Here is a 25,710-nt window from a genome sequence, read left to right on the forward strand (position 1 = left end):
CTCGCACCCCATGAAGCCCCTGGAATCCGGAGACCCGATCCGACTGGGCCCGTACCGCATCCTCGCCGTCCTCGGCGAAGGAGGCATGGGCAAGGTCTACGTCGGCCAGGACGGCGAGGGGCACGCCGCCGCGGTGAAGGTGCTGCACCCCCACCTGGCGCACGACCCGAACCTCACCGCGCGGTTCGTCCGCGAGGCCCTGATGGCCCAGGCGGTCGGCGGCGGGTCCGTGGCCCGCGTCCTGGACGCCCGGACGGAGGGCGGGCGGCCGTGGATCGCCACCGAGTTCCTGACCGGGCCGACCCTCGCCGACGCCGTACGCTCCCACGGACCGCTGGACGAGCCTGCCGTCCGGGCCCTGGCGGCGGCGCTCGCCGGGGCGCTGCGCGACATCCACGGCGCCGGCCTCGTCCACCGGGACCTTAAGCCCGCCAACATCGTGCTCACCGCGACGGGCCCGCGCGTCATCGACTTCGGCATCGCCCGCCCCGAACACGGCCTCACCCTCACCGCCACCGGCCAGGTCCCGGTCACCCCGGGCTACGGCGCGCCCGAGCAGGTGCTCGGGCAGCGCGTCGGACCGCCGGCCGACGTCTTCTCCCTGGGCGCGGTCCTGGTGTACGCGGCGAGCGGACGGCACGCGTACGAGGGTTCGCACGTCGCAGCCGTGCAGTACGAGGTCGTCCACGGCGAGCCGCGCCTGGACCGCGTACCGCCCGCGCTGCAGCCGTTGATCGGCCCGTGCCTCGCCAAGGACCCGGCGTCGCGGCCGCTGCCGGACCAGCTCGTCCGGTCCTCCGCCCCGCCCCTCGGAGCCGAACGTGCCTGGCGCCACGGAGCGATCGCGCAGGACATCACGGCCCGGGAGCACGGCCTGCACCGGCTGACCACCGTGCCGGGCGCGGTCGCACCGCGCCCCGTCTCCCGGCGCCGCCTGCTGACGGGCCTGGCGGTCGGCGGATCCGTGCTGGCGGTCGGCGGTGGCGCCGCGGCCTGGTGGGGCCTGGCGAGCCGGCCCGGTCCCTTCGACATCCCGCCCGCCGTGCCGACCCCGACGGCCGCGGTCCTGGACGCGAAGAAGGGCGACTACGTGCTCGGCGAAACACCCGAGCCGCTCTGGAGCGTCTCCTCGGCCGTCTCGGCCGACGCGCCCGCGCCCCTGCCCGTGCGGGACGTCGTCATCGTCGGCGCGCCGAAGGGCGGCATCGAGGCGCGCAGCGTCACCGACGGCACCCTGCGGTGGTCGGCCGGGAAGGTCGTGGCCGCCCACCGCTACCTGTCCCTCTCCGACCGGCTGGTGGCGGCAGCCGACCGCGACGGCACCCTCGTGACCTTCGTCGCCTCGACCGGCGAGCCGAAGTGGACGGCTCCCGCCGAGGCCGCCTCCCTCCTGGCCGCGGACGACGAGGCCGTCTATGTGATCACCAAGCAGGGCCGGGTGCGCAGCATCGGCCGGTCCGATGCCAAGATCCGCTGGACCGCCTCCGTCGACGCGGACCTCGGCAAGGAGGCCGCCTCCCGTGGCCTGGCGGCCCAGGGCCGGCTCGTCGTCACGGCGGCGGACGGGACCGTCGTCGCCCTCGACACGACCGACGGCCGCACGGCATGGGACCGCCGCAAGCAGTCCGCCAACGGCCGGGCCAAAGTCGCCGTGTCGGGCCGCACCCTGTGCGTGACCGGCAAGAACCTCACCGTCGTCGACGTCGTCGACGGCAAGGAGCTCTGGACGGCCGAGAACCCCAAGCCGCCGAACGGCGCCCCGGTCTTCTGGGGCCCGCCGACCATCCACGGCGACCACGTGTACGCGACGGTTCTGACGCTCCCCCTCCGCCTGGACCTCCGGACCGGCCGGGGAACGGACTGGAACTTCGGGGGCCTCCTCGAATGCGACCCGCCCAGCCCGCTCGTCGTCCAGGGCAACGGCCTGTGGTCGGTCACCGTCAACAGGACGGAGGCAGGCATCAACGTCGTCGACCTGTCGGCCGAGAACCGGACGCCGTGGGTCTTCCGCATCATCAAGAACCCTGAGCGCTACTGGATCACGGGGGACGCGAACCGCGTGTTCCTCATGGACGGCACGACGCTGGCCGCCCTGCCCGTGTTCTGAGCCCGCGTAAGCGGGGGGCCCGGTCGGCGGCGGGTCAGACCCGGAAGGGCGGCTGCGGCCAGCGGTGCGGGCGGTGCGGTGCCCACCACCAGAGGTCGCCGACGCCGACCAGGAGGGACTCCGCCGCGAGATCGGCCCGGACGTGAGGGGCGACGCCGTCGGCCGTCGGGGCCGACCGGACCGCCTCCACCCCGGCGAGGTAGTCCGGTTCGTCGATCACGATCCGGTTCAGCACACCGGCCCGGTGGTCGCGGATCTCCAGGAAGCCGGGGCCGTTGCGGACGAGGCACTTGCCGAGGAAGAAGCCCTCGGCCCAGGCGGAGCGGAGTTCCGCCGCGTCGTCCGGTCCCTCGATCCCGGACGGCGGGTAGAGATGGCTGAGCGTGAACGCCGACGGGCCGGACCGGCACGACCCCGCGGCGGGCAGGCGCACGCGCCAGTCGACGACGACGCCCCAGGCGGTCAGCTCCCGGACCAGGTCCAGGATCCGTACGGCGCAGATCGGCTCGGCGGCGGCAGACAGGTCCACCAGGGTGCTGAACTCGGCCCTGCGCACGCCCGTGCGGTACAGCTCGCGAGCGGTGTGCGCCGCGTCCACGGCGGCGTCGGCGACGGCGACGCTGCCGAGGTGCATGCCCGGGAGCGTCCGCGCGTGGTCACGGTAGTCCCGCCAGAGGTCGATCACCGGCTTGCGGGCGGCGATCACGAGGCGTCCTCGTAGGCGGGGCCGGGGGCCCGGGCGAAGTCCCGGGTCAGGTCCGGGGCGCAGCCGCCGAGACGGGTCAGCTCCGCGTTGGTGCCCAGGGGCACGACGTGGACGTACCGGTTGGCGTCCTCGTAGAGGAGGCCGGCCTCGCCCCACTCCGCGAGCAGTTCGGCGACCCGGGCCGCGGAGACGCTGGCGTTGAACCTGGCGCCGAGCCGGTGGGTCAGCGACTGCGGGCTCCGCGGGTCCTCCAGGAGACGGAACGCGGCCACCTCGACGGGGTCCGTGATGCTCCGCGTCGTCCAGCCGAAGTCTTCCCGCCGGTTCGTCAGCACGATTCTCGATCCGATGTCGCAGCGGGTGAGGCTGCTGTGGAGGTGCAGGTCGCGCCAGCGTTCGACGGCGGCGGCGAGCTGCTTGGCGGCGGTCTCGCCGATGCCGGCGTGCGGGGCGTCGAAGAGGTAGGCCAGGTCGTACAGTTCCGCCTCCGGCAGGTCGTACACGACCGCGTAGTGGGACGCCGGCCGCAGCGGCGCGAAGCCCAGCTCCGGCCGGTCGAAGTAGGGGCTGAACCGCTCGATCTCGATGCGGGTGACGCCGTCCGGCGGGGTGAGGTGGGCGAGGGCGGGCAACTGCCGGATCACGTCGGTGTAGTCGCGCTCCCTCTCGCCGGGGAAGCCGTACAGGTAGTTCCACGTGGCGAAGAGCCCCGCGGACTGTGCGTCCCGCAGGTGGCGCACGTTCTGGCAGCCGGTGACGCCCTTGTCCATCAGTCCCAGGACCCGGCTGCTCAGGCTCTCGATGCCGGGCTGCACCTGGACGAGGCCGGCGTCGGCGAGCGTCTGCAGGTGGCGGTAGCGCAGGTTGGACTTGATCTCGTAGTGGAACCGCAGGTCGTGGCCCCGCTCGATCAGAGCGGGCATCACGCTCCGCAGGTATCCCATGTCGAGGATGTTGTCCACGACGAGGACGTCGAGCACCTGGTGGCGTCGGGTCTGTTCCAGGATCTCGTTCAGGAACGTCTCGGGGGCCTTGCTGCGGAAGGCCATCGACGATCCGTTGAGTCCGCAGAAGGTGCAGTGGTGCTTCTCGCCCCACCAGCATCCGCGCGAGCCTTCCAGCACCAGCTTCGGCTCGATCCTGGAGCGGGCCGCCGACGTCTGCACCCGGGTGAAGTAGGGCCGGTAGTCCGGCTGCTTCAACTCGCCCGGCGGGAGCGGGAGGCGGGTCATCGCGTTCGCCCGGTGCGCGCCGTCGGCCCGGCGCCAGCACAGCCCGGGGACCGTCGCGGGCTCCACCTCGCCGCGGACCACGCCGAGCAGCGCGGGGAAGGCGCGCTCGCCCTCGCCGCGTACCACGTAGTCGACGGCGGGGAAGTTCCGGTGCAGTGCCGCGCCCTGCGGGCCGTCGCAGTTGGCGCCGCCGAGCACCGTGACGGTGCCCGGCGAGAGCCTCTTGATCGCCGCGGCCGTGGCCAGGGCGGCCGTGTTCTGCTGGAACGTGGTGGTGAAGCCCACCACCTCCGGCCGGGTGTCGGCGATCCGCGCGGCCAGTTCCTCGACGAACCGCGCGGACGCCTCGTGCAGGGCCAGGGTGACGGCCCGCAGGTGCGGGCTGAGACCCTGCGCCATCCGCTCCTCGAATTCACGCACCCGCCACGCCGGAACGCCGTGCAGGGCGCCGGAGAACACCCAGTCCCCATAGCCTTCGAAGTACGCGTGGCTGGCGAAGAACTCGTAGTCCTCGACGCTCAGTCCGATCGCTTCCGCCGCCCAGTCGTAGAAGTCCAGGTTGGCGTTCACCGTCTCCACGTCCGCCCGATGGGAGCGGCCGAGGGAGTGCAGGATCCCCAGCGCGAGGGACGGCGTGTCCAAGGAAGCCCACGGCATGTTCACCAGAGTCACACGCATGTGAGGAGCAGCCCTCCGGCCTTTCTCAGAGTCCTTCCACCGCAAGGGTCCTGCGCACGCCGATGACGTCCGTGCCGGATCTCTTGCCCGCGGCCCTCGCACGTGGGTCGCTGACGATGGTGGTCTTCTTCACGATGGATCGCCGTCCGTTTCCGTGGTCAGTGGAGCGGTTGCAGAACCGGAACTCTAGACAGCGTCACTACCGGATTCCTTCCGGTCACTCTGCGTGCGGCCAGGGCGAGGATCGAATCGATGCGGCGGGCCGGTGCGGGGGTGCCGATGCACGCGGCCAGTTCGGTGAGCTCCAGGCGCAGCACCTGGGCGGCCGCCCGGTCCTCGGCCTCCAGCGCCCGGCAGAGCAGCTCGACCGCGGAGAGCAGCACGTGGTGGACGGGCTCCGCGCCGAGCAGCCGGATGGACTGGGCCAGCCGGTCGACGGCCCGGTCGATGTGGCCGTCGGCGAGCTCCAGAGAGGCCAGCACGTAGAAGAGTTCGCCCATCCCGAATTCCAGGTTCATGTCCCGCAGGACGGCGTGCCCCTCCTCGATGAACCGCCGGGCGGACGGATCGCGCAGCTCCAGCAGGCTCAGACCGAGGGTGAGACCGCTGAACGCCTCGTAGGGGCGGTCCCCCAGTTCGTGGAAGGCCGCGAGGGCGGTCTCCGCCTTCTCCCTCGCCTCCTGGAGCTCCCCGCGGTGGCGCAGCACGACGGCCCAGTGGCGCAACGCCAGGGCCTCCTCGCGCCGGTTGCCGGCCAGGCGGCCGAGGCGGACCGCCTCCTGGAAGGCGTCCGACGACAGCTCCCAGCGGCCCTGCTCGTAACGGATCGTGCCCAGTTCGCGGGCGGCGAGCGCCTGTGCGAGCCGACTGGAGGAGTCCTGGGCCAGTTCGGTGGCCCGCACCACCTCGGCGAGGGCGGGTCCGAGCCGGCCCAGCGCGCGCAGCGCCCCGGCGCGGATCACCAGGCACTCGCTCCGCAGGGCGTCGATGCCCAGGCCGTCGAAGACGGCGCCCGCCCGGTCGACGAGTTCCAGGCCGGCCTCGGGGTCCCTGCGGATGCACCGCAGGTTGGCCAGGCGCAGGGACATGACGCCGACCCCCAGGGTGTCGCCGTCGGCGTCGGCCGCCGCCAGGGCGAGGCGGTGGCCGGCCTCCCAGTCGTCGTAGAGGTGTCGCAGCTCCAGGAAGCCGGTCGTGCTGTCGGCCAGCTCCCACGCGATCCGGCCGAACCCGTTCGAGCAGGCCATCGCGACCGCGGAGGCCAGTGCCGGGCGCTCGGCCTCGAACCAGAGGTAGGGGTCCTCGACGATGTAGTCGACATCGGACCGGTCGAAACCGTCGTAGCGTTCCGTCGTGCCCCGGGCCGCGGCCGGCCACTCCTGGGAGCGCTCACCGGCGATGCGCCGGGCCGCCGTGGTGGACAGGGTGAGCCACCCGTCCAGCACCCTGGCGAGCGCCTCGCGGCACTGCGCCTGGGAGTACTCGGCCTGGGCGCGTTCCTTGGCGTACAGGCGGACCAGGTTGTGGTAGCGGTACCGGGTCTGCCCGGCGACGTCGCATCCGATGACGTCGAGGAGCTGGGTGCTGACGAGTTCCTCGATCAGGTCCTCGGCCTCGTCGATGGTGATGCGCAGCAGCGGCGCCAGTAACCAGGACGCGAAGTCCGGCGCGTCGATCAGACCCAGCAGGCAGAACGCCTCGCGCTCGCGCGGCCCCAGCTCCTGGTATCCGGTCGCGAGCGTGGCCCGTACCTCCAGGTCGCCGGAGACCAGTACGTCCAGTCGCCGCCGCTCGTCGGCGAGGCGGCGGGCGAACCGGCTGATGCCGCCCTGGGAGTGCTGTGCGAGCCGCGCGGCCGCGATTCGGACGGCGAGGGGCAGGTAGCCGCACAGCCGGGCGATCTCCGCCGTGGTCGCCTCGTCGCCGACGACGCGGTGCCGCCCGGCGATCCGTTCGATCAGCGCCCCGGACTCCTCCGCGTTGAACACGTCGAGGTCGACGTGGGTGGCGGATTCCAGGCCGGTGAGCCGCGGCCGGCTGGTGATGAGGACGACGCAGCCGGGCGAGCCGGGGAGCAGCGGTCTGACCTGCGCCTCGCTGACGGCGTCGTCGAGCAGGATCAGCATCCGGGAGGAGGCGGTCCGGCTGCGGAAGAGCTCGCTGCACTCCTCCAGGTCGTCCGGGATGCCCTCCTCGCCGACGCCGAGCGCGCGCAGGAAGCGTTTGAGCGCCACCAGGGGGTCGAGCGGCCGGGTGTCGGCGGTGCGCAGGCGTATGTACAGCTGTCCGTCGGGGAATTGCTCGGCCACGCGGCGCGCGGCCTGCACCGCGAGGGTGGACTTGCCGACCCCGCCCTTGCCCGAGAGGGCGACGAGGGCCAGTGACTCCTTGTCCCCCGTCGTCAGCGTCTCGCGGATGCGGCTGACCTGGTCGGCGCGCCCGGTGAAGTCGGCTATCGAGGGCGGGAGCTGGGCCGGTACGACCGGGACGATGGGCGACCATACGCGCTCGGGCGCCGCGTCGGGCGCCTTGCGGGGCAGGTCGAGGCCGGGGCCGCCGACCAGGATCGCCTCGTGGAGGCGTTGGAGCTCGCCCCCCGGTTCCAGGCCGAGCTCTTCGGCGATGAGGGTGCGCCCGGCCTGGTAGACCGCGAGGGCGTCGGCCACCCGGCCGCAGCGGTAGAGCGCCAGCATCAGCTGGCCGCGCAGCCGCTCCCGCAGCGGGTGCTCCCCCACCAGCGCCTTGAGTTCGCTGACGAGTTCGCCGTGGCGGCCCAGGGCCAGCTCCGCCTCGATGCGCTCCATGAGGACGCCGATCCGGCGCTCCTCCAGCGCCGGCGACTCCGTCCGTATCAGCTCCTCCGTGCCGTCGGCCAGTGGCTCCCCCCGCCACTGGGCGAGCCCGGCGCAGTACGCCTCCAGGGCGTCGAGCTGCCGGTCCCGGCCGAGCGCGGCCCTCGCGTCCGCGACGGCCTGGTCGAAGGTCCGCAGGTCGAACCGGTGACCGCCGAGCTGGAGGCGGTAGCCGTTGCCCGATCGGATGATCAGCTCCGGGCCCAGCTCTCCGCGCAGTTGGGACACGCACTTCTGGATCTGGGCCACGGCGGTCGGCGGTGGCGATTCCCCCCAAAGGATCGCGACGAGTCGTTCCACCGGGACGACGTGGTCGGAGCGGAGCAGCAACGCGGCGAGCACCGATCTGGTCTTGCGCCCGTTCAGTCTGACTGCGAGTCCGTCACGCCATGCCGTGATCGGCCCGAGAACACGGAACTCGAATGTCACTCAGCTCCCTCCTGGCCCCGTCCGCCTTACGCGCACGGGGCACCGCCCCCCACCTGATGACCTGCGTTTGTGGACGATACCGCACGGTCGGAAGCCCGGCGGAAGCCAACCGGTAGCGGTGAGTGAAAAGCTCATTACATCCCGGACGCCGACGGAAGCTGCAGTTCAAATGACCAGAAATGCGGACACCGAAGGTGCGGCTGCGGACACCGCCGGCCTCGCGCCGGCAAGCGACCTCACCGGCCCGGAAGCCGCAGGGTGGACGGTCCCGCACGCAGCGGGGGCCCTCAGCGACGGCGCGTTCTTCGCCGGCCGCCATGCGGCCGGGCCGTACTCCGACGGCGCTTGCGCGGATGTGCAGGCGGTCTCCCGTCCGTGACCCAGCCGGCATGCCGCCGGCATGCCGCCGGCATGCCCGTGCCATTTCAACTTTGGAGGATCAGCGTGCACGATGCCTATGACGTTCTCTGCGTCGGATACGGACCAGCGAACGTCGCCGTCGCCGTCGCGTTCGAGGAACTGTGGCCGCAGGCCCGGGTGAAGTTCATCGAGCGGGAGCCCGGCCCCTACTGGCAGCGCGCCATGCTCCTGGACGGCTCCGACATCCAGAACAACCCGCTGCGTGACCTGGTGACCCCGCGCAACCCGCGGAGCCGGTACACGTTCACCAACTTCCTGCACGAGCAGGGCCGTCTCTTCAAACACCTCAACCTGCCCTCCCACTACCCGCTGCGCAAGGAGTACGCGCGCTACGTCCAGTGGGTCGCGCAGACCGTGCGGGCGGACGTGGACTACGGCCGTGAGGTCACCGGCATCGACGTGACCGCGACCGGCGACGGCCCGCTCGTCGAGGTCAGCACCGCCGACGGCACCACCTACCGCGGGCGCTCCGTGGTGGTCGCTCCCGGCCGCACCCCGAACGTCCCCGAGGTCTTCTCCGGCGTGCCGGCCCCGCACCTGTTCCACACCTCCCAGTTCCTCCCCAACATCGCAGGTCTGGAGCGGGACTTCGACGGCACGCTGGCGGTCGTGGGCGCCAGCCAGAGCGCGGTCGAGGTGGTGCTCGACCTGATCGCGCGCTTCCCCGCCGCCCGGATCGTCAACGTGATGACCGGCTTCGGCTACCGGCTCAAGGACACCAGCCCCTTCTCCGAGGAGGTCTACTTCCCGGAGTTCGTCGAGTACTACTTCCACGCGTCGGAGGAGGGCAAGAAGCGGCTGCGCGACCAGCTGCGGCCCACCAACTACTCCGCCGCCGACGCGGACGTGGTCAGCGCCCTGTACATGCGCATGTACGAGGACGAGCTGGACGGCCGCGAGCGCATACGCCTGTGCACCAACCGCCGCGTCGAGGCCGTGGAGCGCACCGCCGAGGGCGTGGCGCTGGACCTCACCGAGCACATCACCGGTGAGCGCGAGCGCATCCACGCCGACCGCGTCGTCCTGGCCACCGGCTACCTGGACCTGGGGATCACCGGCCGGACCGAGCAGCTGCCGCCGCTGCTCAAGGACCTCACGCAGGTGCTCGGCGTGACGGACGGCCGGCCGCTGTCCGTCGGCTACGACTACGGCGTGGTCCCGCACCCGGCCTTCGAGCGCGAGGTGCCGCCGATCTTCGTCAACGGGCTGTGCGAGTCCACGCACGGGCTCGGCGACGCGGGCTCCTTCAGCCTGCTGGCGCTGCGCTCCCAGGCCATCGTCGAAAGCCTTGAGCGGCGCCTGGTCGCCGAACAGGGCGCTGCCGACCTGGTCGCCGCGCAGGCGTCCGGTTCCGACATCTGAGAGAGACGATCATGCAGACGCTCGAAGCGACCTCACCGAGACCGGCGGTCGACCTCACCCAGCCCGGACCCAACGGACGCGTGCTGCTCGACAGCCAGGCGGCCACCGAGTCCAACGCCCGTACCTACCCCCGCCGGATCCCGGTCGCGATCGCCGAGGCGTCCGGGTCCTACATCACCGACGTCGACGGCCGCCGCTACATCGACTTCCTCTCCGGCGCGGGCGTCCTCGCCCTGGGCCACAACCACCCCGAGCTGGTCGCGGCCGTGACCGCGCAGCTGCCGAAACTGACGCACGGCCTCGACTTCCCGACCCCGGTGCGCGACGAGTTCAAACGCCGTCAGATCGGGATGCTCCCGGAGCACATCCGGGACGACTACAAAATGCACTTCTGCGGGCCCACCGGCTCCGACGCCGTCGAGGCCGCGATCAAACTGTGCAAGAAGGCGACCGGCCGCGGCCAGGTCGTGGTCTTCCAGGGCGCCTACCACGGCTCCACCCAGGGGGCCATGTCCCTCACCTCGGAGCACGCGCCCAAGACCGGTCTGCACAACCTGCTGCCCGGCATCCACTTCACCCCCTACTCCTACTGCCACCGCTGCCCGGTCGGCCTCGCTCCCAAGACCTGCAGCACCAACTGCGCCGATGTCCTGGTGAACACGCTGACCGACACCCACGGCGGGGTGCAGCTGCCGGCCGCGATCATCATGGAGCTGGTCCAGGGCGAAGGCGGCGCCATCCCGGCCCGCCGCGAGTTCGTCCACCGGGTCGCCGACACCGCCCGCGAACTCGGCATCCCGCTGATCGTGGACGAGGTCCAGACCGGTTGCGGCCGCACCGGCACCTGGTTCGCCTTCGAGCAGTACGGCATCACCCCCGATGTCGTCGTCGCCTCCAAGGGCCTGTCCGGGATGGGGCTGCCGGTCGCCGCCATCCTCTACCGGGGGCACCTGGACACCTGGACGCCGGGCAGCCACATCGGCACCTTCCGCGGCAACAACCTCGCCTTCGCCAGCGCCAACGCCTTCCTGGACGTCGTCGAGCGCGAGCAGCTGCTCCCGCACGTCCGCACCGTCAGTGCCCACCTGCTCGGCGAGCTGGAGCAGCTCGGCACCAGCCACCTGGTCTCCGACGTACGCGGTCTGGGCCTGATGCTCGGCATGGAGATGGCCGCCGCGCCGACGGCCGACGCGACCGAGGTCGCGGCCAGGTTCCAGCAGGAGGCACTGCGCCGGGGTCTGATCGTCGAGCTCGGCGGCCGGGGCGACAGCGTCGTCCGGCTGCTGCCGCCGCTGAACATCACCCGTGAGGTCGCCGACGACGCCGTGGCGATCCTGCGCGACGCGCTCACGACGCTGGAGGCGGAACTCGCCGCGGAGGCCGGCCGATGAGCACGATCGTGTCCGGACGAGCCGGCCGACTGCCGCGGATCGGCATCGTCAACCTGATGCCGAACGCGGAGCAGTACGAGAACTGGCTGCTGCCGCAGCTGTCCCTTGCGGGCCCGTTCGAACTGCAGTGGATCAGGATCTCCTCCCGCCGCTACCACCTGGACGACCCGGCCCGCATCGCCGCGACGTACCGCACCTACAAGGAGGCCACCGCCGACGCGCCGCTGGACGGCCTGATCGTCAGCGGCGCCGCGGTGGAGCACCTCCCCTTCGAGGAGGTGCGGTTCATGGACGAGCTGAACGACATGGTCCAGGACGTCCACGCGCAGGGATCACCGCTGCTCGGCCTGTGCTGGGGCGCGATGGGCGTGGGCCACCTGGTCTACGGGCTGCCCAAGGACATCTACAGCGCCAAGATCTCCGGCATGTACGAGACGGAGCTGCTGGCGCAGGACGGCCCCGTCGCCTCGTCCCTCGACGACCGCTTCTGGTCGACGCACAGCCGCTTCGCCGGCTTCGACGACAAGGCGCTGGACGCCAGCACCACCGTCCGGGCCCTGGCCCGGGCCGAGGGCGCCGGCACGGTGATCGCCGAGTCGTACGACCACTCCGTCCTCATGCACACCGGCCACCCCGAGTACTACGGCTCACGGCTGGCGGAGGAGTACCGCAGGGACGTGGACCAGCAGGTGGCCGGCGTACGGGCACCGGTCGGCGTCGACCTGGACCAGCCGCTGCGGCTGTGGCGCAGCCACAGTCTGGCGTTCTTCGCGAGCTGGGTGCGGCTGGTCGGCGACCAGTCGGCCGCGCGCTAGAGGACGGGGAGGACCAGTGTCACCTGTGTCACCCGAGTCACCCGAGTCCGCGACGAGCCCGTCCGGACGCCCGCTGCGCCCGGTGGTGTGGAAGTTCGGCGGCTCCTCGGTCGGCGACATGGACCGGCTGCGCCGGGTCGCCCAGCGGCTGGTGGAGGCCAGGCGCGCGGGGGCGGACGTCGTCGCGGTCCTGTCCGCGATGTCGGACACCACCGACGACCTGCTGGAGATGGCGAACGTCCTCACGGCGCAGCCCGACGCCCGGGAGCTGGACGCGCTCCTGGCCGTCGGGGAATCGATGTCGTGCGCACTCGCCGCGATCGCCGTGCACGAGCTGGGCGAGCGCGCCGTCTCCCTGAACGGCCGCCAGGCCGGAGTGCTGACCGACACCGCGCACGGCAACGCCCGTATGCAGTCCATCGACCCGGCCCGGATCGTGGCCGCCCTGGAACAGGGCCTGATCGTCCTGGTCACCGGCTACCAGGGCGTCACCGACGACGGTGACGTCACCACGCTGGGCCGCGGCGGCTCGGACGCCTCGGCGATCGCCGTGGCGGCCGCGCTGGGGCTGCCCGAGTGCGACATCTGGACCGACGTCCCGGGGGTCTTCACCGCCGACCCCCGCGTGGTCCCCGACGCGCGGCGCCTGGACCGGCTCAGCCACGAGGCGATGCTCCAGCTGGCCGAGGCGGGCGCCCAGGTGATGCAGCCGCGAGCGGTGGAGCTCGCGGCGGCCCACGGTGTCGCCATCCACGTCCGCTCCTCGTTCACCGGCGAACCCGGCACGTGGATCACAGAAGTCAGGGAGGAGAACGACATGTTCGAGACGGCCAGGATCATCGGCGTCGCCCACCGCCGGCACGACCCGCTCTACCAGGTCGACGGCCTGACGCCCGCACAGGTGTCGGCGGCCCTCGCCGGCCACGGCCTGCCGGTCGGATCCATCATCGGCAGCCCGGGCGAACTCCGGTTCACCTCGCCGGGAGCCGAACCGCAGGCGGTCATCGCCGCCCTCGGTGACATCGGCGCCGCCGTCGCGGTCCACGACGAGGAGCTGGGCAGTGTGAGCGTGGCCGGGGACGCCTGCGGCAACCGGTCCGAGGTCACCCTGCGGATCCTGGAATCCCTGGAAAGCACGGGGATCCGGCCGGTGCTGGTCACCAGCACCCCCAGCCGGGTCTCCTGCCACGTCGCCTCCGGAGCGGTCGACGAGGCCGCCCGGGTCCTGCACAGCGCCTTCGGCCTGCACACCGACGCTGCGGCCCCGCAGCCCGTCGGCGTGGCCCTGGCCAACTGAGGAGGCGGGAGCATTGACCACCACGCAGGGGCGCCAGGACACCGCGGGCCGACGCGGCGTCCTCGCCAACCAGGACTTCGTCAAACTCTGGAGCGGGCAGACGGTCTCCCTCGTCGGCTCGCAGGTGACCGACATCGCGCTGCCGCTGGCGGCGGTCATCACCCTGAACGCCAGCGCGTTCCAGATCGGCCTGCTCAACGTCGCCAGGTTCGCACCGTACGTACTGGTGACCCTGCTGGCCGGAGTCTGGTTCGACCGGCGGCGCAGGAAGCCGACCCTGATCGCGGCGGACGCGGTCCGGGTGCTGCTGATCGGCGCCCTGCCGCTCGCCCACCTGCTCGGCGTGCTCTCGCTCCCGTGGCTCTACGCCGTCGGGTTCATGGCCGGCGTGGCGACGGTCCTGTTCGATGTGGGGATCCTCTCCTACATCCCGGGACTCGTCGACAAGGACGACCTGGCGGACGCGAACAGCAAGATGACGGCCAGCTACTCGGTGGCCGGCATCGCCGGCCCCGGGCTGGCCGGCTTCCTGGTCGGCGCGCTGACCGCGCCCGTCGCGCTGACCGTCGGCGCCGCCACCTACCTGGCCTCGGCCGTCGCCCTGTGGTGGATCCGCAGGCCGGAGGCCGAACCCGAGCAGCCCGCCGAACCGAAGTCGGTACGCGCCGACATCGCCGAGGGCCTCCGCACGGTGGTCGGCAGCCGCATCCTGCGGCACCTGGCCACCCAGTCGGCCGTGTTCAACCTGTTCGAGAACGTCATGACGACCGTCTTCCTGGTCTACGCGGTCAGGACACTGGAGCTGAGCCCGTTCCAGCTCGGCCTGGTCGTCGGCGCCGGCTCGGTCGGCGCACTGCTGGGCGCGACGTTCTCCGGACGGATCAGCAAGCGCCTGGGCTTCGGCCCGGCGCTGCGCCTGGTCACGCTGCTGGCCTGCCTGTCACCCGTACTGCTGCTCGTGCCCGGCGGCACCGGCCTGCTCTCCCTGACGGTCCTCGGCGCGACGCTCGCCGTGCACGGATTCAACCTGGCCGTCTTCAACGTCAACTCGCTCACCCTGCGCCAGACCGTCACGCCGGCCCGCCTGCTGGGCCGGATGAACGCCAGCTACCGGCTCATCCTCTACGGCACGATCCCGCTCGGCGCGCTGCTGGCCGGCTCGCTGGCCTCCGTATTCGGGCTGCGCACCGCCCTGGCCGTCGGCGTCGCGGGCATCGCGCTGCCGGCGGCGTGGATCACCTTCTCGCCCGTCTACCGGCTGCGGGAGATGCCACAGGGTCCCGTCGACGCGGACCAGCCCACAAGCGTCGCGTAGTCACGCGCGGCCGAGTCGTGACCGCGCCCCGGACGCTGCACCATCCACTGCCTGAAAGAAGGACCACCCAGTCATGTTGACCGATTCCCAGCGGGCCGCGCTGACCGCCAGGCTGCGTCGCACGGCCCCCCCGATCTCCTCGATCCCCCGCCGCTCGCCCGCGCTGCAGGACCTGCCGCTCTCGTACGGACAGGAGCAGCTCTGGTTCATCGACCAGCTGGCTCCCGGGGAATCCACCTACACCATCGCCGGCGCCGTACGGATGACCGGCGCCCTCGACCGCGCCGCCCTCGCTGCGGCGCTGGACGCCCTCGTCGCCCGCCACGAGGCCCTGCGCACCCGCCTGGTCACCGTGGACGGCGCGCCGGTCCAGGTGATCGACCCGGCCGTGCCGGTCGAGCTGGCCTTCGTGGACCAGCGGCACGTCGCCGCGGACGAGGTCGAGGAGGCCTGGCGCGCGACGGCCCAGAAGGAGACGGCCCGCCCGTTCGAGCTGGACCGCGGCCCCCTGTTCCGCGCGCTGCTGCAGCAGCTGGCCGACGAGCACCACGTCCTGCTGATAACCGTCCACCACACCGTCTTCGACGGCTCCTCCTTCCCCGTGCTGCTGGCGGAGCTGTCCGAGTCGTACTCCGGCGCCGTCGCCGGCACGGCCGCGCAGCTGCCCGAACTGCCCATCCAGTTCGCCGACTTCGCCGTCTGGGAGCGCGACCGGCTGCAGGGCGAGACGCTGCAGGAGCTGAGCGAGTACTGGAGCGAGAACCTCAAGGGCGCGCCCGTACTCCAGCTGCCGACCGACCGCCCCCGCCCGCTGGTCCAGACGTACCAGGGAACCACGGAGTCCAGGGACCTCGGCGACAAGGTCCTGACCCGGCTCACCGCGCTGGGCCGGGACGAGGGCGCCACCCTGTTCATGACCCTGATGGCCGCCTACCACGTCCTGCTCCACCGCTACAGCGGCCAGGACGACATCGTGGTCGGCACCGTCAGCGCCAACCGCAGCCGCCCCGAACTGCAGCCGGTGATCGGCTACCTGATCAACACCCTGCCGGTCCGGGTCGACCTGTCCGGCGACCCGACCTTCCGTGAGGTCCTGGAGCGCACCAAGACCGCCACGCTGGGCGCCTTCGGACACCAGGACCTGCCCTTCGCCAAGATCGTGGAGGCCGCCAAGGCTCCCCGCGACCCCTCGCGCTCGCCCGTGTTCCAGGTCGGCTTCATGCTCTCCGACGACCAGAAGCGCGACCTCCGGCCCGGCGGCATGACCTGGGCCTCCGAGGAACTCCCGGCCGAGGCAGCCAAGTTCGACCTGCTGGTCTCCGCCGTCGAGAGCGGCGGCCGGCTGGGGCTGAACCTCAGCTACGCCACCGCCCTGTACGACGCGGCCACCGCGCAGCGCCTGCTGGGCCACTTCGAGACGCTGCTCGACGGCCTCCTGGCCGAGCCCGACGCCCGCATCTCGCAGCTCCCGATCATGACCGAGGCGGAGCTCCACCAGGAGCTCGTCACCTGGAACAGCGACAAGGCCGACTTCCCCGACTGGAACCTGCACCAGGCCTTCGAGGCCAAGGTCGCGGCGCACCCCGACGTCATGGCCGTCGAGCTCGACGGCGAGGGCCTGACCTACGCCCAGCTCGACGCCCGCGCCAACCAGGTCGCCCGGCGGCTGCGCGAGCTCGGCGTCGGCCCGGAGGCGCTCGTCGGCGTCAGCATGCAGCGCACGGTGCGCCGCATCGTCGGCCTGATGGGCATCCTCAAGGCCGGCGGCGGCTACGTGCCGCTGGACCCGGAGTACCCGGCCGACCGCCTCGCCTTCATGGTCGAGGACGCCAAGATGACCGTGGTCCTCACCGACGAGGCCAGCGCCTCCGCGGTGCCGACCGACGACGTCACGGTGCTGGACCTGGACCGGTCCTGGAACGAACTCACCGCTCTGGACGACAGCCCCGTCGAGGCCCTCGCGAGCCCGTCGAACGTCGCCTACGTCATCTACACCTCGGGTTCGACCGGCCGCCCCAAGGGCGTGGTCGTCGAGCACCGCAACGCCGTCAACTTCTGCTACGCCGAGATCGAGTTCTGGCCGCTGGGCCCGGGCGACCGGATCCTGCAGTTCGCCTCGCTCAACTTCGACGTCTCCGTCCTGGACATCTTCGGCGCGCTGCTCTCCGGCTCGACCCTGGTCCTCGGCAGCACGCAGACCCTGCTCTCCCCGCCGCGCCTGGCCGACCTGATCCGCGGCGAGGGCATCACCTTCATGTGCCTGCCCCCGGCCGTGCTGAACCTGCTGGCCGAGGAGCAGTTCCCGAGCCTGCGCGTCGTCATCGCCGGCGGCGAGGCCTTCTCCTCCGAGCTGGTCCGCAACTGGGCGCGCCCCGGCATGCGCTTCATCAACGGCTACGGCCCCACCGAGACCACGGTCGGCTCGACCATGGCCCGTTGCCAGGACGACGGCATCGACCCGCCGCCGATCGGCCTGCCCCTGACGAACTACACGGCCTACGTGCTGGACAAGCACCTCAACCCGGTACCGGTCGGCGTCGCGGGTGAACTCCACATCGGCGGCGCCAGCGTCACCCGCGGCTACCTGGGCCGGCCGGAGCTGACCGCCGAGCGCTTCGTCACCGACCCGTTCAGCGAGGTCCCGGACGCGCGCATGTACAAGACCGGCGACCTGGCGCGCCGCCTGCCCGACGGCAACCTCCAGTACCTCGGCCGTCTCGACCATCAGGTCAAGATCCGCGGCCTGCGGGTGGAGCTCGGCGAGATCGAGGCCGTGCTCGCCGCCCACCCCTCCGTCGCCCAGGCCATCATCATCGTCGGCGAGGACCAGGCCGGCCAGAAGAACCTCATCGGCTACGCCCGGACCAACCCCGACGCGCCGGCCGTCACCGTCGGCGACCTGCGGGGGCACCTGGGCGAGCAGCTGCCCGCGTTCATGGTCCCCGCCCACCTGGTCATCCTCGACACCTTCCCGCTCAACGCGAACGGCAAGGTCGACCGCGCCGCCCTGCCCGCTCCCGACGGCCCCGGCGACTCGGGCGACTACGTCGCCCCGCGCACCATCCTGGAGACGGTACTGGCCGACATGGTCTCCGACGTGCTCAAGCTCCCGCGGGTGGGCATCGAGGACAACTTCTTCGAGATGGGCGGCAACTCCCTCCAGGCGATGCAGGTGATCACCCGCCTGCGCAAGGACCTCGGCGTCGACACGGACGTGACCGCGATCTTCCTCGCGCCCACGCCCGCCCGGCTCGCCGCGACCCTGGTCGCCAAGTACGGTCTCGAGGACGCCCCGCTGGACGAGCTGGACGACCTCGACGCCCTGGAGGAGGCGGCCGGCCCGGCCGCCCCCAACACCGGGGCCGTCGCCCCCGGTTCGGACATCATCGTGCCCCTGTCGGAGCGCACCGACGGCGACCCGCTGTTCCTCGTCCACGCCGTCGGCGGCACCGTGTACCCGTACTTCGGGCTGATGCAGGAACTCCAGGACCGCTACCGGGTGCTCGGCGTGCAGGCCTCGGGCCTGCGGGCCGGCAGCGAGCCGCGGCGGGACCTGAAGGAGATGGCCGACGCGTACACCGAGGCCATCCGCCAGACCCAGCCGTCGGGCCCGTACCGCCTGGCCGGCTGGTCGATGGGCGGCCTGCTCGCCCTGCAGATCGCCCGCCGCCTGGAGGCGTCGGGCGACGAGGTGGCCCTCGTCGGCCTGCTGGACACTCCGTTCTCCGCGGACGACGTCTCCGGCGTGAGCGAGCAGGCCTTCGCCGCCCAGTTCGTCCTGGACGGCGCCCGGGCCCTCGGCCCCGACGCGGGCGAACTGCCCGACCCGGAGGCGACGCCGGTGGCCGAGCAGCTGCGCTGGTTCGGCGAGAAGCTGACCGGCGGATCGGGCGACACCGAGGAGGTCCAGGAGGACATCAACCGCAGGTTCCAGGTGTTCAAGGCCCACATCACCCTGATCGGCGGCCACCGCCCGGAGCCCGTGGCGGCCCCCGTCCTGGTCGTGTCGGCCGAACAGTCCCCGGACCTGTCGGCCCTCTGGACCGCCCTCCTCGGCACGGACACCCGAACCGTCCGCGTCCCCGGCGACCACTACACCTTCCTGCGCGCCCCCGGCGTCCAGCTGGCCGCCAAGGCGCTTCTCGCCGCCGACGAGGCCTGACCCGAACGGCCCGGTGCGCGGCACCCCACCCCGCCGCGCACCGCCCGCCGAAGCACACCCCACCCTGAACGACGAAACCCCAGGCCGGAACGCATCCGGCCTGGGGTTTCCCCATGAGCCGCCTTCGCTCAGCAGGACGGGCACGCAATGGGCACGCAGGATGGCGCGCAGATCATCGCGTTCCGCCCCCGACTGGTCGGGCATGAAAAAACCCCAGGTCACGGCGAGTGAGTCCTGGGGTTAATCCGAGCCGCCTTCGGGATTCGAACCCGAGACCTACGCATTACGAGTGCGTTGCTCTGGCCAACTGAGCTAAGGCGGCACCGCTGCGGAGACAAGGATTCCCTTGGAAGGGATCGCTCATCAGCAGCGGCGCCAAGTCTACAGGGTCTCGGCGGGTGCCCCGAACCAGGTTCTGCAGGGGTGAGGCGCAGGTCACGGCCCGGCCGGAGGTCGCACGCACTCCGCCTGTTCAGGCGGCCCGTCGGCGCGTCAGCACTTCTTGCCGTTCTGGGGTGGCTTGCCCTCCAGCAGGTAGCGGTTGATCGCGGTGTCGATGCAGTCGCTGCCGCGCCCGTACGCCGTGTGGCCGTCGCCGTCGTAGGTGAGGAGGGTGCCCGAGTCGAGCTGGCCGGCCAGCGACTGCGCCCACTTGTACGGGGTCGCCGGGTCGCGGGTGGTGCCCACCACCACGATCGGCGCGGCCCCCTTCGCGGTGAGCGGCCCCGCCCGGCCCGTGGGCTTGACCGGCCAGTACGCGCAGTTCAACGCGGCCCAGGCCAGGCCCGTGCCGAAGACCGGGGATGCCTTCTGGAAGGACGGGAGCGCCGCGTCGACCGCGTCCGGGCTTTGGAAGGCCGCGGGCTGGTCGAGGCAGTTGACGGCGGCGTTGGCGAACATCAGGTTGGCGTACTTGCCGTCCGCCCCGCGCTCGTAGTAGCTGTCGGCCAGGCCCAGCAGGCCCTCCCCGTCGCCGTTCATCGCCGAGGTCAGCGCCTCGCGCAGCTGGGGCCAGGCGTTCTCGTCGTAGAGCGCCGCGATCACCCCGGTCGTCGCGAGGGCCTCGCCGAGCGGGCGGCTCCCGTCGCCGCTGGGCACGGGCTGGGCGTCGAGTTTGCGGAAGAAGTCCTTCAGGCGGGCGGCCACCTGCTCCGGGCTGCCCTTGCCCAGCGGGCAGTCGGGCTGCTGGGCGCAGTCCTTGGCGAAGGAGGTGAAGGCCGTCTCGAAGCCCGCGGTCTGGTCCCGGTTGAGATCGAGCGCGGCGCGGTTGGGGTCCATCGCGCCGTCCAGGACCAGCCGGCCGACCCGGTCCGGGAAGAGGTTCGCGTACGTCGCCCCCAGGAGGGTGCCGTAGGAGGCCCCGACGTAGTTGAGCTTGTCGTCCCCGAGGACGGCGCGCAGCAGGTCCATGTCGCGGGCGGCGTCGACGGTGGAGACGTGCGGCAGGACCCGCTTCGAGCGGGCCTGGCAGCCGGCCGCGAACTCCTTGAAGGCGGCCACCAGGCTCGCCCGCTCGGCCGCGTCGTCCGGGGTCTGGTCCACCTGGGTGTACTTGTCCATCTCCGGGCCGGTCAGGCACTCGACGGGGCTGCTGCGCTCCACGCCGCGCGGGTCGAAGGAGACCATGTCGTACCGGGCCCGGACCGGGGCGGGATAGCCGATGCCCGCGTACGCCTGGAGGTAGCCGATTCCGGAGCCGCCGGGGCCGCCCGGGTTCACCACGAGCGAGCCGAGCCGCTTGCCGGGGCCGGTCGCCACGCGGCGGGCCACCGCGATGTCCACGTCCTCGCCGGAGCCGGGGTTCGCGTAGTCCAGCGGGGCCTTCATCGTGGAGCACTGGAACCCGGGGACACCGCATTCGCGCCAAGTCAGCTTCTGCTCGTAGTACGGGCGCATCGCGGCGGCGTCGGGGGACGGCTGCACCGACGGCGTGCCGCCGGCCTCCCCGCGCGCGGACGCGGCGGCCCGGAGCGTCTCCGGCCCACCCGAGGTGCATCCGGAGAGCAGCAGCCCGGCCGCTGCGATCACGGTCCCGGTGGTACGCAGCACGCGACTGGTGTCCATCCTCGGAGCCTACGTCCTGGCGGAGGACCCGGGCGGGCCCTCTGCGCCGGACGGATACGGGCCTTCCGTGGCTCCCGCCGGGCAACGAACGGACCGGGCCCGCTCCGGCTCCGGCAGCCGGTTCCCCCTTAAGGGTGAGCCGGTCCACGGGAGTGGACCCCGCCCGGCGGGGGGTCAGCCCGCGCGCAGAGACATCGTCATGGCCTCCACCGCGAGGAGGGGGGCGACGTTGCGGTCGAGGGCGTCCCGGCAGGCGATGATCGCCTCGATCCGGCGCAGGGTCCGCTCGGGGCCGGAGGCCCTGGCGATGCGCTCCAGGTCCTGCCGTATGTCCTCATTGGCGATGGCGAGGGCGGAGCCCAGCTGGAGGGCCAGGACGTCGCGGTAGAAGCCGGTGAGGTCGGTGAGGGCGAGGTCGAGGCTGTCGCGCTGGGTGCGGGTCCGGCGCCGCTTCTGCTTGTCCTCCAGCTCCTTCATCACGCCCGCCGTGCCGCGCGGCATCCGCCCGCCCGTCCCGGCGGGGGCGCCCAGGGCGGCCCGCAGCTCGTCGGTCTCCTTAGTGTCGACCTCCTCGGCCACCTGCTTGGCGTCCTCGCCGGCGGCGTCCACCAGCTCCTGGGCGGCCTTGAGGCAGGCTCCGATGTCGTCCACCCGGAGCGGCAGCTTCAGGACCGTGGCCCTGCGCTCCCGGGCCGCCTCGTCCGTGGCCAGCCGGCGGGCGCGGTCGACGTGCCCCTGCGTGGCCCGGGCGGCGGCCAGGGCCACCGCCGGCTCGACGCCGTCGCGCCGTACCAGCGTGTCGGCGACGGCCGCGACCGAGGGAGTGCTCAGGTTGAGGTGCCGGCAGCGGGAGCGGATGGTGGGCAGCACGTCCTCCAGGGAGGGCGAGCACAGCAGCCAGACCGTGCGCGGCGCGGGCTCCTCCACCGCCTTGAGGACCGCGTTGGCGGACTTCTCGTTCAGCCGCTCGGCGTCCTCGACCAGGATGATCTGCCAGCGGCCCGTGGCGGGGGACGTGTAGGACTTGCGGACGGTGTCGCGCATGTCGTCGACGAGGATCTGGCTGCCGACCGCGGCGATGCTGGAGACGTCCGCGTGCGTGCCGACCAGTGAGGTGTGGCAGCCGTCGCAGAACCCGCAGCCCGGCTCACCGCCGAGAGCGCGGTCCGGGCTGGTGCACTGCAGAGCCGCCGCGAAGGCACGGGCGGCGGTGACCCGCCCGGATCCCGGCGGTCCCGTGAAGAGCCAGGCGTGGGTCATCTTCGACGCGGCGGGCGGCGCCGTCCCGTCCGTGGCGGCCGTGACCAGCGCATCGGCATCGCGGGCGGCGGCGGCCAGCTGCGTCTGGATCCGCTCCTGGCCCACCAGGTCGTCCCACACGGACATCCCGCCCACCACCTCTCACTCTCCGTGCACCCATTGTCGCGGGCGCCACTGACAATCCCGTACCGCCGCCGTCAGCGGCGGCGGCGCGCTCCGCGTTCGCCCTCGTCGTCGTCCTCGTCGTCCCTGCGGCGGCCGAGGAGCTCGTCCGCCAGCGTCGGCAGGTCGTCGAGCGGGGTCTCCTCCGCCCAGTCCGGGCGGGAGCGGCGCGGCCGCCCGTCGTCGTCGACGACGGGCAGCTCCCGGGTCCGGTCGTTGCTCGAATCCCGGAAGATGCCCGACGGCACCCGGTCGGCCGGGTCCTCCTCGGGGCGCCGGGCCGTCGGCCGCGTGGCGGAATGCGCCCGTCCGCCGCTGCCGGAGCCACCACCCGACCCACTTCCCGAGCTACCGGAGCCGGAGCTGCCGGAGCCGGAGCCGCCGCTCGGGCCGGAACCCCGAGGGTCCTCCGGGCGCACGGGCGGCAGCACGGCCGTCTCGTCGGCCGGACGCACCGGCGGCAGCACCGCCGTCTCCGCCACGTCGGGCGCCGCAGCCGAAGGGTCGACCTTCGGCACCGGGACGGTCTGGGTGACGTCGTCCGGCCGGACGACCCGCTTGACCGCCGGGGTCTCGATCGTCACCGCGTCGTCCGGATGCGGCTCCTTCGTCATGTCGACCCTGGGCGCGGCCGCCCCAGCGGAACCGCCCGCCGGACCGGACGCCGGAGCCGCCGGAGCCGCTACCGCCGCTGCCGCAGCCGCCTGGGCCTCGGCCGCAGCAGCGGCAGCCGCCGCCTTCGCAGCCGCCTCGGCCGCCGAGGCCTCCACCAGCCGGCGCGCCTCCTCCGCCTTCAGCAGGGCCTCCTCGGCCCGCCGCTGCTTCTCCAGCCGCCGTGCCTCGGCCTCGGCCCGCAGCCGGGCCTCCTCCTCGGCCTGCCTGCGCAGCCGCTCGGCCTCCGCCGCGCGTGCCTTCGCCTCGGCCTCCACGCGCAGCCGCTCGGCCTCGGCCCGCGCCCGGGCCTCCTCCTCGGCCCGCAGCCGCTCCTCCTCCGCCTTGCGGGCGGCCTCGGCCTCGGCCCTGATCCGCGCTTCCTCGGCCTCCTTGGCCTTGCGTGCTTCCTCCTCAGCGCGCAGCCGCGCCTCCTCGGCCTTGCGCGCCGCCTCTTCCTCGGCCTTGCGCCGCGCCTCCTCCTCGGCGAGGCGCCGGGCCTCCGCCTGCGCGGCCACCTCCGCCTCGGAAAGCGGGAGCATCCGGTCCAGGCGGTGCCGTACGACGGTGGTCACCGAGTCCGGGTCCTGCCCGGCGTCGACCACCAAGTAGCGGCCGGGGTCGGCCGCGGCGAGGGTCAGGAACCCGGCCCGCACCCGCTGGTGGAACTCCGCCGGCTCCGACTCCAATCGGTCCGGCGCCTCCGTGAACCGCTCCCGCGCCGCCTCCGGCGACACGTCGAGCAGCACGGTCAGGTGCGGTACGAGCCCGTCGGTGGCCCAGCGCGAGATCCGGGCGATCTCCGTCGGGGAGAGGTCGCGGCCGGCGCCCTGGTAGGCCACCGAGGAGTCGATGTAGCGGTCGGAGATGACGACCGCCCCGCGCTCCAGGGCCGGACGCACCACCGTGTCCACGTGTTCCGCGCGGTCGGCCGCGTAGAGCAGGGCCTCCGCGCGGTTCGACAGACCGGCCGAGGACACGTCGAGGAGGATCGAGCGGAGCCGCTTGCCGACCGGGGTGGCTCCCGGCTCCCGGGTCACGACGACCTCGTGGCCCTTGGCCCGTATCCAGTCGGCCAGCGCCTGCACCTGGGTGGACTTGCCGGCTCCGTCGCCGCCTTCCAGGGCGATGAAAAAGCCGGTGGCGGCCGGGGCCTGTACGGGCTCCCCGCCGCGCAGCGCGTCGCGCAGGTCACGACGCAGCGGCACGCCGCCCCGGTCGTCGGCCTTGGTGAGGACGACCACGGCGACCGGCAGGAGCAGCGCGCCGACGAGCATCAGGGTGAAGGCGGCCCCGCCGTGCGAGAAGACGACCTCGGCACCGGTCAGCCGGTGCGGGCCGATCACCGCGGCCAGGACCGGCGCGGCGACGGCGCCGACCGCCACGGCCACCCGTACGACGGCCTGGAGGTGCTCGGTGAGCCGGGCCCGGCGGAACTCCTCGGCCTCCTGGTCCAGCAGCGTGTGGCCGGCGTTGGCGGCGATGCCCGCGGCGGTGCCGGCGAGCAGCGAGAGGAACAGCACCGTCGCCATGTCCGGGACGAGGCCGCTCAGCAGCAGCGCGAGGCCGGTCACCGCTATGGCGAGGGCCAGCAGCCGGCGCCGGGACAGGCCGGGCAGCACCTTGCCGGCCTGGGTGGCGCGGATGCCGGCGGCGGTGCCGCCGACCAGCGCGAGGACGAACAGCGCGAAGGCGGCCGGCCCCCCGCCCAGGTCGAAGGCGTGCAGGACAGCCACGGCGACGGCGCAGGACACCGCTCCGGCGACCGCGGCGCAGCTCAGGACCAGCAGGGGAATGGCGCCCGTACGGCCCTTGTCGGGCCGGTCTCCCGCCTTGGGGGCGCGCAGGCCCTCCAGCGGGGAACGGGGCCGCGGAGTCGCCGCGTTCGGCAGCACCAGCGGCAGCAGCAGGGAGACCGACGCGGCGAAGAGACCGGCGGCGACGTACGAGCCGAGGGCGGCCTGGTTCGCGGCGAACCAGTCCACGCCCAGGCCGAGGGCCTTGCCGACCAGGGTCGCGGCCAGCAGCGCGGCCGCCGCGACGGGGAGCGCCGCGAAGGACGTACGCAGGGTCAGTCGCCGAAGGGCGTCCATGTGGTCCGGGAGCGGCCGTACGGTGGCCCCCTCCGGCGGCGGCTCGGGCAGCAGGGCGGGAGCCGCGCTCTCCTTGGCCAGCGTCCACAGCCGTTCGGCGGCGCCGGACACGAAGACGGTGGCCAGCAGCGCGGTGAGCGCGTGGGCCGGGATCCAGTCGAGCCACAGCGGGGCGACGACGAACAGCGCGAGGCGCACCCCGTCGGCCCCGATCATCGTCCAGCGGCGGTCCAGCTTGCCGCCCGCGCCGACGAGCCCGGCCAGGGGACCGAGCAGGACCGCGCCGAAGAACAGGGTTGCGAGGATCCGGACGCCGAAGACGGCGGCGACGGCGAGGGCCGCACCCCGGTACCCGCCGCCGAAGGCGCCCTCGGAAGCAGCGGCCTGAAGGGCCAGCAGCACCAGCACCAGCAGGGCGAGGGCGTCACCGATGCCGCTCACCAGCTGGGCGCTCCACAGCCGCCGCAGCCGGGGGGTGCGCAGCAGTGCGCGCACCGCACGCTCACGGGAATCCGCGGCTAGGGCTTCGTCGTAGGTGGGTTTCGCCGGGGCGGTCACGACCGCCGGCTGCTCGGCTCGCGTCATCCGCCCAGCCTATCCGCTGCGCCATGCGGGTGCGGAAGCCTGTGGACAAGGCCGGGTGTGACCCCGGACCCACCTTCCGCCGAGGCGGCCCGGGCGCCGTGGCGGGGGCTCTGCCCCGCACCGCGCGCT

Annotated in this window: 13 protein-coding genes and 1 tRNA gene; 7 read left to right on the forward strand and 7 right to left on the reverse strand. The window is 72.9% G+C overall.

From position 1 onward, the window contains the following. The first annotated feature begins 10 nt into the window (after window positions 1-10). Window positions 11-2,107, forward strand: a complete 2,097-nt coding sequence (locus tag ACZ3X1_RS08045) for a protein kinase domain-containing protein (RefSeq protein ID WP_467277767.1) — start codon at window positions 11-13, stop codon at window positions 2,105-2,107. A 34-nt stretch (window positions 2,108-2,141) separates the two neighbouring features. Here the strand turns inward: ACZ3X1_RS08045 and ACZ3X1_RS08050 are convergent, their stop codons facing one another. The 3 genes from ACZ3X1_RS08050 to ACZ3X1_RS08060 all read right to left on the reverse strand — a co-directional run bounded on the left by ACZ3X1_RS08050 (window position 2,142) and on the right by ACZ3X1_RS08060 (window position 8,004). Then, window positions 2,142-2,813 (reverse strand): DUF5825 family protein, encoded by a 672-nt coding sequence (locus tag ACZ3X1_RS08050; RefSeq protein WP_467277769.1) that lies wholly within the window; start codon window positions 2,811-2,813, stop codon window positions 2,142-2,144. After that, window positions 2,810-4,723 (reverse strand): RiPP maturation radical SAM C-methyltransferase, encoded by a 1,914-nt coding sequence (locus ACZ3X1_RS08055; RefSeq protein ID WP_356810228.1) that lies wholly within the window; start codon window positions 4,721-4,723, stop codon window positions 2,810-2,812. The genes ACZ3X1_RS08050 and ACZ3X1_RS08055 overlap by 4 nt, the downstream gene beginning before the upstream one ends. A gap of 158 nt (window positions 4,724-4,881) precedes the next feature. After that, on the reverse strand, window positions 4,882-8,004 hold the full coding sequence (locus tag ACZ3X1_RS08060) for an AfsR/SARP family transcriptional regulator (RefSeq protein WP_467277773.1): 3,123 nt from the start codon (window positions 8,002-8,004) through the stop codon (window positions 4,882-4,884). Between the two features lie 444 nt (window positions 8,005-8,448). On the opposite strand from ACZ3X1_RS08060, the gene ACZ3X1_RS08065 reads away from it, so the two are divergent. The 6 genes from ACZ3X1_RS08065 to ACZ3X1_RS08090 all read left to right on the forward strand — a co-directional run bounded on the left by ACZ3X1_RS08065 (window position 8,449) and on the right by ACZ3X1_RS08090 (window position 18,766). Then, window positions 8,449-9,786 carry a lysine N(6)-hydroxylase/L-ornithine N(5)-oxygenase family protein gene (locus tag ACZ3X1_RS08065; RefSeq protein ID WP_362626845.1) on the forward strand — a complete coding sequence of 446 codons (1,338 nt, stop codon included), beginning with the start codon at window positions 8,449-8,451 and terminating at the stop codon, window positions 9,784-9,786. Between the two features lie 11 nt (window positions 9,787-9,797). Next, on the forward strand, window positions 9,798-11,177 hold the full coding sequence (locus tag ACZ3X1_RS08070; protein WP_356810231.1) for an aspartate aminotransferase family protein: 1,380 nt from the start codon (window positions 9,798-9,800) through the stop codon (window positions 11,175-11,177). Then, a complete protein-coding gene (locus ACZ3X1_RS08075) occupies window positions 11,174-11,992 on the forward strand; it encodes a homoserine O-acetyltransferase/O-succinyltransferase family protein (protein WP_356810232.1) in 819 nt (272 codons plus the stop codon). Before ACZ3X1_RS08070 ends, ACZ3X1_RS08075 begins: the two co-directional genes overlap by 4 nt. 25 nt (window positions 11,993-12,017) lie before the next feature. Then, window positions 12,018-13,289, forward strand: a complete 1,272-nt coding sequence (locus ACZ3X1_RS08080; protein ID WP_467277776.1) for an aspartate kinase — start codon at window positions 12,018-12,020, stop codon at window positions 13,287-13,289. Between the two features lie 13 nt (window positions 13,290-13,302). Further along, window positions 13,303-14,604, forward strand: a complete 1,302-nt coding sequence (locus ACZ3X1_RS08085) for an MFS transporter (RefSeq protein ID WP_390075547.1) — start codon at window positions 13,303-13,305, stop codon at window positions 14,602-14,604. 73 nt (window positions 14,605-14,677) lie between these two features. Next, window positions 14,678-18,766 (forward strand): non-ribosomal peptide synthetase, encoded by a 4,089-nt coding sequence (locus ACZ3X1_RS08090; protein WP_467277780.1) that lies wholly within the window; start codon window positions 14,678-14,680, stop codon window positions 18,764-18,766. A 248-nt stretch (window positions 18,767-19,014) separates the two neighbouring features. Here the strand turns inward: ACZ3X1_RS08090 and ACZ3X1_RS08095 are convergent. The 4 genes from ACZ3X1_RS08095 to tmk form a co-directional block, all read right to left on the reverse strand. Beyond that, window positions 19,015-19,088: transfer RNA gene (locus ACZ3X1_RS08095), tRNA-Thr, on the reverse strand. Between the two features lie 170 nt (window positions 19,089-19,258). Further along, entirely contained in the window at window positions 19,259-20,830 is a 1,572-nt protein-coding gene (locus ACZ3X1_RS08100; protein ID WP_467277782.1) for an alpha/beta hydrolase, read from the reverse strand. Between the two features lie 174 nt (window positions 20,831-21,004). After that, window positions 21,005-22,216, reverse strand: coding sequence for a DNA polymerase III subunit delta' (locus ACZ3X1_RS08105; RefSeq protein ID WP_362626904.1), 1,212 nt, complete (start codon window positions 22,214-22,216; stop codon window positions 21,005-21,007). Between the two features lie 71 nt (window positions 22,217-22,287). Then, complete coding sequence (gene tmk, locus ACZ3X1_RS08110; protein WP_467277786.1) at window positions 22,288-25,581, reverse strand: dTMP kinase; 3,294 nt, start codon at window positions 25,579-25,581, stop codon at window positions 22,288-22,290. Window positions 25,582-25,710: the final 129 nt, after the last annotated feature.

It is taken from the genome of Streptomyces sp. NPDC023541, assembly GCF_055559995.1.

Bases quoted from the DNA above. Each gene is read 5' to 3' on its own strand.
- ACZ3X1_RS08045 (WP_467277767.1), top strand. From the start codon at position 11: ATGAAGCCCCTGGAATCCGGAGACCCGATCCGACTGGGCCCGTACCGC.
- ACZ3X1_RS08055 (WP_356810228.1), bottom strand. From the start codon at position 4,723: ATGCGTGTGACTCTGGTGAACATGCCGTGGGCTTCCTTGGACACGCCG.
- ACZ3X1_RS08070 (WP_356810231.1), top strand. From the start codon at position 9,798: ATGCAGACGCTCGAAGCGACCTCACCGAGACCGGCGGTCGACCTCACC.
- ACZ3X1_RS08075 (WP_356810232.1), top strand. From the start codon at position 11,174: ATGAGCACGATCGTGTCCGGACGAGCCGGCCGACTGCCGCGGATCGGC.
- ACZ3X1_RS08090 (WP_467277780.1), top strand. From the start codon at position 14,678: ATGTTGACCGATTCCCAGCGGGCCGCGCTGACCGCCAGGCTGCGTCGC.
- ACZ3X1_RS08100 (WP_467277782.1), bottom strand. From the start codon at position 20,830: ATGGACACCAGTCGCGTGCTGCGTACCACCGGGACCGTGATCGCAGCG.
- ACZ3X1_RS08105 (WP_362626904.1), bottom strand. From the start codon at position 22,216: ATGTCCGTGTGGGACGACCTGGTGGGCCAGGAGCGGATCCAGACGCAG.
- tmk (WP_467277786.1), bottom strand. From the start codon at position 25,581: ATGACGCGAGCCGAGCAGCCGGCGGTCGTGACCGCCCCGGCGAAACCC.